Source organism: Luedemannella helvata, assembly GCF_039528415.1.
Lineage (GTDB): Bacteria > Actinomycetota > Actinomycetes > Mycobacteriales > Micromonosporaceae > Luedemannella > Luedemannella helvata.
Map to the genome: position 1 here is coordinate 92,692 of NZ_BAAALS010000007.1, position 12,671 is coordinate 105,362.

Here is a 12,671-nt window from a genome sequence, read left to right on the forward strand (position 1 = left end):
CGGGGCCATGAAGAAGAGGCCCGGGCGCTAGCGCTCGGGGCCTTTGCGTGGTCGGAGCCGACGGACGTTACTCGCCGGCGCGCTGCTGGGGGATCTGGCCCTGGAGCAGGGCGCGGACCTCCGACTCGCGGTAGCGTCGGTGGCCGCCGAGCGTGCGGATCGCGCTCAACTTGCCAGCCTTGGCCCACCGAGTCACGGTCTTGGGGTCGACACGGAACATCGACGCGACCTCGGCCGGTGTGAGCAGCGGCTCAGGCTCGTGCGTACGGGATGCCATCGGTTACTCCTCCACATGTGCTTTCAGACGACGACCGGGGTCCCACCGGCCGACGCGCATCCCATCGTCCGGCTAGTCCCCGATGTCCGACATGGGCCGAACGGTTGAACCGCCCCACACGGAAGGCTGATGATTGAGCGATTTATCCGGATTTCAGGTGATAAGTCAGTTGCAGCGCTCCAGCAACTGGATGGCCCTCCACCGCTCGACCAGTTCCTCATATGCCCTGGTGGCGGCGTCGCCATCGCCCTTCGCAAGCCCCTGAAGGCCCTCGGCGACCAGCGAAGGTGAGTCATCTTCGGCTAACGCATTATCCGACAAAATAGCCGTAAGGCCGCCGTAGTCGAGCTCCACGACCGAGCGCGGATGAAACTCCTCCAACCAGCGGGCGCTCTCCTCGACGGCCTCGGAGATGGGCACGTCACCGACGCTGCGGCGCAGTACGGACAGGGCGCGGTGGGCCCTTCGACGGGCCTTGGAAATTTCAGTTCGGTACCGAAGCACCTTGTGCCCCGGTTCGAGGGAAATTTCTCGTTCTTCGCTATCAATAAGGACAAACCACCGCAGAGGTACGCTCCACGTCGAGATCTGCTCGTGCTGACGCGGCGTGCCGTGCTCCAGGACACGAGCGCCGGAGCGCCAGTCCGAAACGATCTTCTGGGCCAGGCCGGCGAGCGCCGGCGGGACGAACGCGTCTGCCAGGACGGCCGGGACGCCGTCGCGCGCGTTCAGTGCCGCCTCCGCTACCCGTACGCGCAGGTTCCAGGGGCAGACGAGCAGTGTGTCGTCGCCCTCCATGACGTACGCCTCATCGGGCAGGTCGTCCAGGCGGGTCCAGCCGGCGCCGAGCGCCTCCAGGACGGAGGTCCGCTGCCGGCCGGGGCCGTCGTCCGGGGTGACCACCCGCCCGTCGCGCACGTACCGCCGCCAGTACTGCTGCTGCTGGCGGTCGAAGGCGCTCAACGGCTCGTACACGCGTAGGTATGCGGCGAAGAGTTGCGGCACTGCGCGATCGTCCCACGGATCGTGGGGCGGTGACCACCGCGTGCGCTCTTCCGGCGCCGCCACCGGTGGCGGACACTGGATGGGAGGCGAAACACGATCACCTATCCCCCGCGGCGCGGCCGGGGCGAGGTGTCAAAGGTGGTCCCGGCCATGTACCGTATGAGCCACGAGAGATACCTGACGTCGTCGGGGCTCGCCTTCGGGCTGCCCCGCAATTTCTGTGCGAGGGGGTCGAGCCATGGGGCGCGGCCGTGCTAAGGCCAAGCAGACGAAGGTGGCCCGGGAGCTGAAGTACCACTCCCCGAACACCGACCTCGCCGCACTTCAGCGTGAGCTGGGCGGCAGCCACAAGGTCGACGACGATTTCGACGACGCGTTGCGCGACGATGTCGATCTGGATGACGACGCTGACGACGCCGGCGACTGGGCCGCCCCACGGCGCTGACCCCGGCAGAGGGTCCGGTTCCCCCGAATAAGCACGCGGCAAGCCGCGTGCTTATGAGCGCCCTCGTCACTTCACGGACTCCCCGCGCGGGTGGCCGGCGTGCCGGCCGCCCGCGTCGGATATCCGACGGGTTACCGCGTCAGCGGGGTCGGTTGTTCCAGTTGTAGAACGTCGGGATGTTCTCGAAGTGATTCCAGGCACAGACGGCGCCATCGCCCGTGCCCGCTTCGGTCCGCTGCCGCCGTGCCACGTCTGCCTCCGCGAGCAGCTCCGTAAGGCCGGCTGCCGCACTGTGCACCCGATGTCGCACCGACTCACCGTGTTCCGACATGATCGAGGATCCCTTCCAGTAGTCGGATCTTGCTGTTGCGGCAGTGGTCCGTCTCCGTCCCGGTGAAGCCGCCCAGCTCGAAGTACCGGTTCGCGGCGTGCGCCCCGCCGCAGAACCCGAAGTACGCACACGTCGCGCGGCACGCCTCGACGCCCGCCACGAAGTCCGCGATCCAGTTCGTGCCCGCCGCCGCCCCGGCGATGATCTCGTCGAGTGGCCGGTGCAGCACGTTTCCCGAGGTGAAGTCGCCGTACCGGGCGTCATGGAACCCCGCCAGCTCGGGCGACAGGAGTACCACCGAGCCGTCGTAGGCGACCGTGGGGATCGGGTCGAGCTGACGCGGCAGGACCGCGTCGGCGGTGCCGTCCAGCTCGGCGGCGGCGTACCGCAGTGTCCACTCGATCTCGCGGACGTGGATGCGGGGCTCGCGCCGCCACGCCCCCACCAGCTCCGCCCAGAACGCGCGCACCCGCGCGCCGCGGTGCGCGTTCGAGCGCACGTTGACCCCCTCCCGCTCCTCGATGTTGACGCCGAGCACGTCGCAGCCGAGGTCGAGGAAGTACGCGTACAGCTCCGCGGCCTGCTCCGGCTGCGGGTCGGTCACCACGGCGAGCGCGGAGAACGGCAGGCCGTGCCGGCGAAGCGCTTCGATACCCTTCATGATCTTGTCGTACGCCGGCCGACCAGCCCGGTCGACGCGGTCGCCGTTGCGCGCCTCCGGGCCGTCCACGCTCACGCTGACGCGCACCTCGTGGGCGGCGAAGAACTCGCACCACGCGTCGTCGATGAGCGTGGCGTTGGTCTGCACGTGGTGCTCGACACCGGCGAACGGCGCCATGAGGTCCCCGAGCTGCTCGCGGCCGGCCGCGAGCGGCTCGCCGCCGTGCCACACGACCGAGAAGCGGTCGTTGTCGCGGGCCCAGATATTGACCGTGGCGGCCACCGCTTCGGCGACCGCCACGCTCATCGGGCGCCGCTGCGCCCGCCAAGGCAGATAACAGTAGGAACAGTCGAGATTGCACAGCGTGGTGGGCTGCATGACCACGTAACCCGGAACCGCGGCGACGCCGCGCATACCCGTCCAGTCGTGCGACACGGACCCCTCCCGCAGCAAGAGTCTGGGCGCCCGACGGCGCGACGCTGCGCCGACAACGCGGCAGACGGGGGCGTGTCGTTCCAGGCTAAGGCCTGCACGCTATTCGGATAAGTCCCTCACGTAGCCCAATCGCCGGACGGTCAGCCGCGCGTGTGAGAACCGATCATCTGCACCTCACCGGTGCCTTCGACGACCTCACCGACGGCCCACGCCTCGAGGCCGCGGCCGCGCAGGAACGCCAGGGCGCGCTCGTGGTCGTTGGGGGAGACGATCGTCATCATGCCCACGCCCATGTTGAACGTGGTCTCCATCTCGGCCTGGTCGATGCGCCCGCGCGTCTGGACCATGTCGAAGATGTGCTGCGGGCGCCAGGTGGCACGGTCGACGATCGCGTCGACGTTGTCCGGCAGGACGCGCACCAGGTTGCCGGCGATGCCGCCGCCCGTGATGTGGGCCAGCGCGCGGACATCGGCCTCCTTGATGAGGTCCAGGCAGTCCCGGGCGTAGATCTTGGTGGGGGTGAGCAGCTCCTCGCCCAGCGTGCGCTGGTTGCCGAACTCCTCGACCACGGTGTCCAGGCGCATCCGGGCCATGCCGAGCAGCACGTGGCGGACCAGCGAGTACCCGTTCGAGTGAAGGCCGGAGGAGCCCATGGCGATGACCACGTCGCCGACCTCGACGCGGTCGCGGCCGAGGATCTGGTCCTCCTCCACGACGCCCACGCCGGTGGCGCTCAGGTCGTACTCGTCCGGGCGCAGCACGCCCGGGTGCTCGGCCGTCTCGCCGCCCAGCAGGGCGCAGCCCGCGTACCGGCAGCCGTCCGCGATGCCGGCGCCGATCTCGGCGACCTTCTCCGGCACGACCTCGCCGCAGGCGATGTAGTCGAGCAGGAACAACGGCTCGGCGCCGCACGCGACCAGGTCGTCGACGACCATCGCGACCAGGTCGATGCCGACCGTGTCGTGGATGTCCAGAGCCTGGGCGATCACCAGCTTGGTGCCCACACCGTCGGTGGACGAGGCCAGGATCGGGTTCTGGTACTTCTTCGTGTCCAGGCGGAACAGGCCGGCGAAGCCGCCGATGTCGCCGAGGACCTCCGGACGCATCGTGCGGTGGACCTTCGACTTGAGCAGCTCGACCGCCTGCTCCCCGGCGTGGATGGAGACGCCTGCCTCCGCGTAGGTCACCGTCCGGGGACGTCGCTTGCTGCCGTCGCCGTCCTGGCTCCTTCGACCATTGCCAACGGCGCGACCGGCTGCGTTGCCGGCATCCGAACGCTCAGTCACGTGCGTCACGGTACTCCCCTTGTGGTGCGTTGTGGACCTTGAGTGAGTCTCAGGGGCGCAGAAGCGCGCCCTCGCCGCCCGGGCTGGCGGCCAGTGGGCCGTCCGCCAGGGAGACCGTGCCGGTATCTGCCGCACGCCGGGGAACGGTCTCCAGCATGTGCTTCCCGATGAGATCGTCATCGGGAAGCTCGATCGGGTAGACACCGTCGAAACAGGCCCGGCAGAGCCGGGACTTGGGCTGTTCGGAAGCCGCGATGAGACCGTCGAGCGAGACGTAGCCGAGCGAGTCGGCGCCGATGGAGCGGCGGATGCCCTCCACGTCCAGCCCGTTGGCGAGCAGCTCAGCGCGGGTGGCGAAGTCGATGCCGTAGAAACACGGCCACTTCACCGGCGGGGAGGAGATGCGCACGTGCACTTCGATCGCGCCCGCCTCGCGCAGCATCCGCACCTGCGCCCGCTGGGTGTTGCCGCGCACGATCGAGTCGTCGACCACGACGATGCGCTTGCCCCGGATCACGTCGCGCAGCGGGTTGAGCTTGAGCCGGATGCCCAGCTGGCGAATGGTCTGGCTGGGCTGGATGAAGGTGCGTCCGACGTACGCGTTCTTGGTCAGGCCGGCGCTGTAGGGGATGCCGGACGCCTCGGCGTAGCCGATCGCAGCGGGGATGCCGGACTCCGGCACGCCGATGACCACGTCGGCCTCGGCCGGGTGCTCCTTGGCCAGGGTGCGGCCCACCTGCACGCGCGAGGCGTACATGTTGCGGCCCGCGATGGTCGTGTCGGGGCGGGCGAGGTAGACGTACTCGAAAAGGCAGCCCTTGGGCTCGGGCGTCGCCCACCGGGACGACCGCAGCCCGTGCTCGTCGATGGCGATGAGCTCGCCGGGCTCCACCTCGCGCACGAAGCTCGCGCCCACGGTGTCGAGGGCGGCCGTCTCGCTGGCCACGACCCAGCCGCGCTCCAGGCGGCCCAGAACCAACGGGCGTACGCCCTGCGCGTCGCGGGCCGCGTACAGCGTCTCCTCGTCCATGAACACGAAGCTGAAGGCGCCGCGGAGGGTGGGCAGGATCTCCAGCGCCGCCTGCTCCACGGACACGTCGGGCTGGGCGGCGAGCAGGCTGGTCACCAGGCCCGTGTCGGACGTGGCGCCCGCGTCAAGGTCGAGGTCGGCGGCGCGGCGGAACAGGTCGGCCGTGTTGACCAGGTTGCCGTTGTGTGCCAGCGCGATCGTCGTGCCGCCGCGGCTGTCCGGCCCGTCAACCGGGGTCGCGCGCAGCGTCGGCTGGGCGTTTTCCCAGGTAGAGGCGCCGGTCGTGGAATAGCGGGTGTGGCCGATCGCGATGTGGCCGCGCAGGCTCGACAGCGTCGCCTCGTCGAAGACCTGCGACACGAGGCCGAGATCCTTGAAGACGACGACCGACCGGCCGTCGGAGACGGCGATGCCCGCAGCCTCCTGGCCGCGGTGCTGCAGGGCGTAGAGGCCGAAGTAGGTCAGCTTCGCGACCTCTTCACCCGGGGCCCAGACGCCGAAGACGCCGCACGCGTCCTGCGGGCCTGGCCTGAGTGGATCGAGGTCATGGCTGAGCTTGCCGTCGCCTCGGGGCACCTTTGCCGCTCCTCATCACGTGGGGCGCTGGGGGGACATGAATCGGGGTCACCCCCGCGTGGGCACCAGTCTACGCGAGCCTGCGTGGATAACGGACCGCCATCATCCCTGTGCTTTGGGTAGCCGGTCAAGCGCCGAGCGTGTCGCTCTGCGTCGTACTCACGGTGTTTTTTCGCTTTTCTCGGGCCAACAAGGAAGGTACGAACTGAGGTCCGCCCGGATTCCGCTCATGGCGATCTTTCCGCTCGTCAGCGCGTCGGCCCAGTTGAGAATGCCGGTGGCTAATTTCACAAAGGTGATCGGATCGGTCTCGACAACATTGGGCGGGGTGCCGCGCGTGTGCCGCGGACCCTCGACGCACTGAATCGCACCGTATGGAGGAACCCGCAACTCCACCGAACGGCCGGGCGCGCGCTGCGCAAGAGCCCACAACAGGGCACGAACCGCATCACGAAGGCTCTCCCGGGCCGGTTCCCGGCCAACCTCAAAATCCTCGAGTACGACGGGCACGGCGTCCCAATTGACGTGACGTTCGGGCACGTCAGGACGATACGACCCCGGTCGGGTATCGCTCGCGGCAGGTCTGGGTCGCGGGAGGGTGACCGGACAGGGCATAGTTGCCTGCGGTGCTCATTCGTGTGGAGCAGGATCGGGAGGGGCGGTAGGTGTGAATACGCACCGACAAGCGTGGATCATCCGCGCCAGCGTCATAGCGGTGGCCGCGGCCGCGACCCTGCTCGGCCTCGCCTCACCAGCTCTCGCCGCGCCGCAGGAGCCGACCGTCACCATCGTCAGCCTCTCCAACGGATCGCTCAAGTCCGGCGAGACGGCCACGCTGACCTACAAGGTCACCAATAACAACGACGAGCCCACCGATCCGCAGGCCATCACCATCAAGGTGAACATGCCCTCCGGCGCCTCGTGCAGCGGCAAGTGCAGCTTCACGCAGTCGATCCCGAACGGCATGACGTCCAGCAACTTCACCGCGACTATCAAGGCCAGCAACCTCAGCCCTGGCGATACCAAGTCGGGTGAGATCGAGGTCGTCGCCACGGTGTCCGGGCAGTCCGGCTCGGCGTCGGTCGAGTTGACTGTCAGCGGGCCGGAGCAGGCGCCGTTCGTGCCCGAGGTGTCGGGCACGGTGACCAACCGGATGACCGGCGAGCCTGTCTCCGGCGCCCGGGTGTTCCTCGGCGACTCGGCGAACCAGCAGTGGTCGACGGCCACCGACAAGAACGGCCGGTTCAAGTTCGTCTCCACCGCCACCAAGCCCATCGCGCCCGGCCTGCTCGCCATCCAGACCGAGAAGTCGAACTGGGAGAAGGGCGAGGAGGGCGTCAACGGCACGGCCGGCGAGCCCGTCACGAACGTACGGATCACCATGGTCGGTCCGGAGGCCTCCGCCACGCCGACGGTCGAAGCGACCGAGGACCCGCTGCCGACCGACGAGACGTCGACCGAGCCCGGCGCCGGCGAGCTGTCGCAGGCCGCCTCGGACCAGGGCGACAGTGGCGGCGGCCTGTCGTGGGTGCTCATCGCCATCGGCGCCATCCTGGTCCTGCTGGGCATCGGCGCGATCGTGCTGCTGTTCATGCGCCGCAAGGGCGAGGACGAGGATGAGGACGACGACGCCACGGCCATGCCGGCGCGCGGTGGCCGTCCGGGCGGCCCGCCGCCGCGGGTCGGCAACCCGCGTCCCGGCCCGGGTGGGCGGGGTCGACCCGGCGCCCCCGAGCCGACCTCCGTCATGCGCCGGCCGGAGCCGGCGGCTGCCTCCCGCAACGACGCCACCATGATCACGCGGTCGCCGCTGGCGGACATGCCGCGCTCGCCCATGGGCGCCGGCCCCGTGCCGGGCCCCGGCCTGGCCGACGCGCCGACGATGCTGCACGGCCGGGTGCCGGCCGACCAGAACGACCCGTACTCGTCGCCGACGCGGCCCGGGCCGGGCGGCCAGCCCGGTGGCGGCTACGGCGCCCCGCCGGCCCCGGGCGGCTACCAGCCGCAGGGCTACGGGCAGGGACCCCAACAGGGCGGATACGGTGCCCCTACCAGCGGCGGCCAACCAGGCGGCTACGGCCGGCCCGGCTACGGGGACCCCGCCGGTGGCGGGCCCACGGGCGAGTACCCGGCCCCCGGCGGCTACAGCGGCGGCGGATACGGTTCGCCGGTCGCGCGGCCCTCGTCCGGCGGCGGCGCGTACGACCAGGGTGGCTACGACCAGGGTGGGTACGGCAGCTACGGCGGCCACCAGGCCCCGCCCGCCCACAGCGCCGAGCCGGGCTACGGCGACACGTCCGCCTACGACCGGTACCCGGGTGGCCAGGACAGCTACGCCGGCCCGGCGTCCTACCGGGGCGGCGACGCCTACGGCCAGCAGCAGCAGGGCGGCTACGACTACCCGACGCAGCAGCCGCCGGCTCAACAGCCGCCACCCAACGACTACGGCTACGACCAGTACGGCTCGCCGAACCAGCCGCGGCACGGGTCCCGCCCGCAGCCGGGCGACCGGCGACTGGACTGGCTCGACGACTGATCAGCCCAGCGGGGCCGGCGCGACGCGTGTGTCGTGCCGGCCCTGTTCCGTCGCGGGAGAGATGTACGACTGCCACTGGCGGGACAGGCGGTCGTCGCACTCCGCCAGCTCGATCGGCTTGTTGATGAACATGGTGGCGCCGCGCGCGCTCATGCACAGGCCACTGTGCGGGTTCACGATCCGGTAGCGCGTACTGGTGAGCCATTCCCTTTTCCACCAACGGGAGGGATGGTCGTCGCAGACAAATTGGACGATCACCTCGCCCGCGTCGCGGTGACCGCCCGCCGGCGTGAGGCACTTGCCGGTGCTGTCGTTGCGGATGTAGAAGACCTCCGGGTCATCGCGGGTCGCGACGTACTCCCAGAAACGCGTCGGGTCGGCGTCGCAGAAGTACTGCACGATCACGGTGTTGTTGCGGGTGTGCGCGCCGGCCGGGGCCAGGCAGAGGCCGGTCCGGTAGTTCTGTTGCATCGCGACGGTGCCCCTCGCCGCGTACGCCGGAGGGCCGACGACCGCCGGTGCCAGGGTGAGCACAAGGACAACCGCCGCCGAACGCCATCGACTCATGTGCCGTCCCCTCGCTACTTAAAAGCGACAAAAAGGAAAACCGACGCGATCATCGTAATCGCGTCGGTTTCCCTGTTCGTTGGGGACAGTCAGCCCGTCACTCGTCCGTGGCGTCCTCAGCCGCGCCCTCGTGCGCGTCGACCGGGCGGCCCAGGTGGATCTCCGGGGCGGCGACGTCCGCGACCTCGGGCTCGGCCGCGGCCGGCTCCGCGACGACCGGACGCGGCGCCGGCACGTAGTCGGGCTCCTCCGGCTCGCCCCGGCCGAACAGGTCGGGCAGCGTCGCCGCGTACGCCGCGCGCAGCTCGTCGAGCGGGATGTCGAACAACCCGTCAATGACCAGCGCGTCGCCGCCCACCGTGCCCAGCGGGGTCGCGGCGACCCCGTGCGCCGCGGCGAGCGCGAGCAGATCGTCCTCCGCGCCGGCCGGCACGCTGACGAGGATCCGGCCCGCCGACTCGCTGAACAGCTGCACGAACGCGCTCTGCCCCTGCGGCAGCGTGATCCGCGCGCCCAGGCCCTTGCGCATCGCCGACTCGGCGAGCGCCTGGGCGAGGCCGCCCTCGGACAGGTCGTGCGCCGAGGTGAGCGGGGCGGCCGTGACCACGGCCCCGAGGCGGCGCTCGGCGTCGAGGTCGACGACCGGCGGGTGCCCGCCGAGGTGGTTGTGCACCACGTTGGCCCACTCGGAGCCGGACAGCTCCTCGCGGGTGGTGCCGAGCAGCACGATCGCGTCACCACGGTTGGCGAAGCCCATCGGGGTCCGCTCCGCGACGTTGTCGATCACGCCGAGGACGCCGACGATCGGGGTCGGGTTGATCGGCACCGTGCCGGTCTGGTTGTAGAAGCTGACGTTGCCGCCCGTGACCGGGATGCCCAGCTCCAGGCAGCCGTCGGCGAGACCGCGCACGGCCTCCGCGAACTGCCACATGACGCCCGGGTCCTCGGGGGAGCCGAAGTTCAGGCAGTTGGTGACGGCGACCGGGGTCGCCCCGGTGGCCACCACGTTGCGGTACGCCTCGGCCAGCGCGAGCTTCGCCCCCTGGTACGGGTCGAGCCGGGCGTACCGGCCGTTGCCGTCCACGGACAGGGCGATGCCGAGCCCGGACTGCGGGTCGATGCGCAGCACACCCGCGTCCTCGGGCTGGGCGAGCACGGTGTTGCCCAGCACGTACCGGTCGTACTGCTCGGTGACCCAGCTCTTGTCGCACAGGTTCGGCGAGGCGATCAGGCGGAGCAGCGTGTCGCGCAGCTCGCTGTCGGCCGGCCGGGGCAGCGTCTCGGCGCGGTCGGCCTGCAGCAGCCAGCGGTCGTTCGGCTCGCGCATCGGGCGGGCGTAGACCGGGCCGTCGTCGGCGAGGCTGCCGGGCGGCACGTCGACGACCGTCTGGCCCTTCCAGTTGACGACCAGGCGGCCCGGGGTGCCGTTCTCCGGCGGGGTGACCTGGCCGATGGCCGTGGCCAGCACGCCCCACTTGGCGCAGATGCCGAGCACCGCGTTGAGCTTGGCCGGCTCGACGATGAGCAGCATGCGCTCCTGCGACTCGGACGCCAGGACCTCGTGCGGGTCCATGGACGCCTCCCGCAGCGGCACCCGGTCAAGGTCGATGACCATGCCCGTGCCGGCCGCGGCCGAGGTCTCGGTGAGGGCGCAGGTCAGGCCGGCCCCGCCGAGGTCCTGGATGCCGACGACCAGGCCGGCGTCGTAGATCTCCAGGCACGCCTCGATGAGCAGCTTCTCCGTGAACGGGTCGCCGACCTGCACGGAGGGCCGCCGCGCCTCGCTGCCCGCGTCGAAGGTGGCGCTGGCGAGGACGGACACGCCGCCGATGCCGTCGCGGCCGGTCTTGGCGCCGATGAGCACCACGACGTTGCCGGGGCCGGCGGCGGCCTTGTTCTGCAGGCGGTCGACCGGCAGCACGCCCACGCACAGCGCGTTGAGTAGCGGATTGCCCTGGTAGCAGGGGTCGAAGACCAGCTCGCCGCCGATGTTGGGCAGGCCGAGGCAGTTGCCGTAGCCGCCCACGCCGCCGACGACGCCGGGCAGCACCCGGGCGGTGTCGGGGTGGTCGGCGGCGCCGAAGCGCAGCGGGTCCATGACCGCGATCGGGCGGGCGCCCATGGCGAGGATGTCGCGCACGATGCCGCCCACGCCGGTGGCCGCGCCCTGGTACGGCTCGACGAAGCTCGGGTGGTTGTGCGACTCGACCTTGAAGGTCACCGCGAGCTGTTCGGAGATGCGCACCACACCGGCGTTCTCGCCGATGCCGGCGAGCAGCCGGTCGGAGTGCGGGGCCTTCTCGCCGAACTGGCGCAGGTGCACCTTGCTCGACTTGTAGGAGCAGTGCTCACTCCACATGATCGAGTACATGGCCAGCTCGGACTGGGTGGGCCGGCGGCCGAGGATCTGGCGGATCCGCTCGTACTCGTCATCGGCGAGGCCCAGCTCGGCATGCGGCTGAGGGGCGTCCGGCGTGGCGGTGGCCCAGTCGACGGTGTCCGGGCCGTCGAACGGCGTGCCGCTGGCTGCGGGCGGCCCCACGAAGGCGGTGGAGGTCATGACGTCGTCACTCTCTCGTATGCGGCGAGGTGACGGAGCACGGAGCTGAAGAAGCCGAGTCCGTCCGTGGAGGGTCCGGTGAGCGCCTCGACGGCGTGTTCGGGGTGCGGCATGATCCCGACCACGTTGCCGGCAGGGTTGCGGATCGCGGCGATGCTGCGCTGCGACCCGTTCGGGTTGCCGTCGACGTAGCGGGCCACGACCAGCCCTTCGGCGTCGAGCTTGTCGAGCGTGGCCTGGTCGGCGACGTAGCGGCCCTCACCGTTCTTCACCGGGATCAGGATCTGCTGACCCGGCTCGAAACTGCTGGTCCACGCGGTGCCGGTGGACTCGACGCGCAGCAACTGGTCCCGGTTGCGGAAGTGCAGGTGGCTGTTGCGCGTCAGGGCGCCGGGCAGCAGGTGCGCCTCGCAGAGGACCTGGAAACCGTTGCAGATGCCGAGGACGGGCATGCCGCCCTTGGCCGCGTCGATGATCGACTCCATGACGGGGGAGAACCGGGCGATGGCGCCGCACCGCAGGTAGTCACCGTAGGAGAAGCCGCCCGGCAGGACGACGGCGTCGACGCCGTGCAGGTCCGGATCGGCGTGCCAGAGCCGCAGGACGCGGGCTCCGGCGAGGTAGGCGGCGCGGCACGCGTCGCCGTCGTCGAGCGACCCCGGGAAGGTGACGACGCCGATCGCCGCGGTCACGCTTCGGACTCCTCGACACGGATGGTGAAGTCCTCGATCACTGGATTGGCGAGCAGCTTGTCCGCGATTTCCTGCGCCTTGTCGAGGTCGGCTTCGCCGGTGAAGTCGATCTCGATCCGCTTTCCGATGCGGACCGCTTCCACCCCGGCTACGCCGAGGCGGGGCAGCGCGTTCGCGACAGCCTGGCCTTGGGGGTCCAGGATCTCGGGCTTGAGCATGACGTCAACCACGACGCGAGCCACGGGCACTCCTGAGTCGACTTGGCACTGG

General features: G+C 70.4%; 13 protein-coding genes. 2 read left to right on the forward strand and 11 right to left on the reverse strand.

Translation table 11 applies throughout. The features are described 5' to 3' along the window. Positions 1-67 precede the first annotated feature (67 nt). Positions 68-277 carry a BldC family transcriptional regulator gene (locus tag ABD191_RS09350; protein WP_344078983.1) on the reverse strand — a complete coding sequence of 70 codons (210 nt, stop codon included), beginning with the start codon at positions 275-277 and terminating at the stop codon, positions 68-70. Positions 278-442: 165 nt separating this feature from the next. Continuing rightward, positions 443-1,282 carry a DUF8083 family protein gene (locus ABD191_RS09355; RefSeq protein ID WP_344079202.1) on the reverse strand — a complete coding sequence of 280 codons (840 nt, stop codon included), beginning with the start codon at positions 1,280-1,282 and terminating at the stop codon, positions 443-445. Between the two features lie 238 nt (positions 1,283-1,520). Between ABD191_RS09355 and ABD191_RS09360 the strand changes: the two genes are divergently transcribed. Continuing rightward, a complete protein-coding gene (locus tag ABD191_RS09360; RefSeq protein WP_344078985.1) occupies positions 1,521-1,727 on the forward strand; it encodes a DUF3073 domain-containing protein in 207 nt (68 codons plus the stop codon). Positions 1,728-1,866: 139 nt separating this feature from the next. On the opposite strand, the gene amcA is transcribed toward ABD191_RS09360, so the two are convergent. From amcA to ABD191_RS09385, 5 genes are all read right to left on the reverse strand, one after another. Next, positions 1,867-2,058, reverse strand: coding sequence for a multiple cyclophane-containing RiPP AmcA (amcA, locus tag ABD191_RS09365; protein ID WP_344078987.1), 192 nt, complete (start codon positions 2,056-2,058; stop codon positions 1,867-1,869). Continuing rightward, positions 2,042-3,133 carry a cyclophane-forming radical SAM peptide maturase AmcB gene (gene amcB / locus ABD191_RS09370; protein WP_344079204.1) on the reverse strand — a complete coding sequence of 364 codons (1,092 nt, stop codon included), beginning with the start codon at positions 3,131-3,133 and terminating at the stop codon, positions 2,042-2,044. Before amcB ends, amcA begins: the two co-directional genes overlap by 17 nt. Positions 3,134-3,294: 161 nt before the next feature. Further along, positions 3,295-4,449: a phosphoribosylformylglycinamidine cyclo-ligase gene (purM, locus tag ABD191_RS09375; protein WP_344078989.1), complete on the reverse strand. Its 1,155-nt coding sequence runs from the start codon at positions 4,447-4,449 to the stop codon at positions 3,295-3,297. A 40-nt stretch (positions 4,450-4,489) separates the two neighbouring features. Further along, a complete protein-coding gene (purF, locus tag ABD191_RS09380; protein WP_344078991.1) occupies positions 4,490-6,046 on the reverse strand; it encodes an amidophosphoribosyltransferase in 1,557 nt (518 codons plus the stop codon). 159 nt (positions 6,047-6,205) lie between these two features. Beyond that, positions 6,206-6,586, reverse strand: a complete 381-nt coding sequence (locus ABD191_RS09385; protein ID WP_425560690.1) for a sterol carrier family protein — start codon at positions 6,584-6,586, stop codon at positions 6,206-6,208. A 175-nt stretch (positions 6,587-6,761) separates the two neighbouring features. On the opposite strand from ABD191_RS09385, the gene ABD191_RS09390 reads away from it, so the two are divergent. Further along, on the forward strand, positions 6,762-8,582 hold the full coding sequence (locus tag ABD191_RS09390) for a carboxypeptidase regulatory-like domain-containing protein (protein WP_344078993.1): 1,821 nt from the start codon (positions 6,762-6,764) through the stop codon (positions 8,580-8,582). Here the strand turns inward: ABD191_RS09390 and ABD191_RS09395 are convergent, their stop codons facing one another. The 4 genes from ABD191_RS09395 to purS all read right to left on the reverse strand — a co-directional run bounded on the left by ABD191_RS09395 (position 8,583) and on the right by purS (position 12,643). After that, positions 8,583-9,149: an RICIN domain-containing protein gene (locus tag ABD191_RS09395; protein WP_344078995.1), complete on the reverse strand. Its 567-nt coding sequence runs from the start codon at positions 9,147-9,149 to the stop codon at positions 8,583-8,585. A gap of 97 nt (positions 9,150-9,246) precedes the next feature. Next, positions 9,247-11,709: a phosphoribosylformylglycinamidine synthase subunit PurL gene (gene purL / locus ABD191_RS09400; protein WP_344078997.1), complete on the reverse strand. Its 2,463-nt coding sequence runs from the start codon at positions 11,707-11,709 to the stop codon at positions 9,247-9,249. After that, positions 11,706-12,401: a phosphoribosylformylglycinamidine synthase subunit PurQ gene (gene purQ, locus ABD191_RS09405; protein ID WP_344078999.1), complete on the reverse strand. Its 696-nt coding sequence runs from the start codon at positions 12,399-12,401 to the stop codon at positions 11,706-11,708. The genes purL and purQ overlap by 4 nt, the downstream gene beginning before the upstream one ends. Then, positions 12,398-12,643 carry a phosphoribosylformylglycinamidine synthase subunit PurS gene (gene purS / locus ABD191_RS09410; RefSeq protein WP_344079001.1) on the reverse strand — a complete coding sequence of 82 codons (246 nt, stop codon included), beginning with the start codon at positions 12,641-12,643 and terminating at the stop codon, positions 12,398-12,400. Before purS ends, purQ begins: the two co-directional genes overlap by 4 nt. Positions 12,644-12,671: the final 28 nt, after the last annotated feature.

Bases quoted from the DNA above. Each gene is read 5' to 3' on its own strand.
- amcB (WP_344079204.1), bottom strand. From the start codon at position 3,133: ATGCGCGGCGTCGCCGCGGTTCCGGGTTACGTGGTCATGCAGCCCACC.
- purL (WP_344078997.1), bottom strand. From the start codon at position 11,709: ATGACCTCCACCGCCTTCGTGGGGCCGCCCGCAGCCAGCGGCACGCCG.
- ABD191_RS09360 (WP_344078985.1), top strand. From the start codon at position 1,521: ATGGGGCGCGGCCGTGCTAAGGCCAAGCAGACGAAGGTGGCCCGGGAG.
- ABD191_RS09350 (WP_344078983.1), bottom strand. From the start codon at position 277: ATGGCATCCCGTACGCACGAGCCTGAGCCGCTGCTCACACCGGCCGAG.
- ABD191_RS09395 (WP_344078995.1), bottom strand. From the start codon at position 9,149: ATGAGTCGATGGCGTTCGGCGGCGGTTGTCCTTGTGCTCACCCTGGCA.
- amcA (WP_344078987.1), bottom strand. From the start codon at position 2,058: ATGTCGGAACACGGTGAGTCGGTGCGACATCGGGTGCACAGTGCGGCA.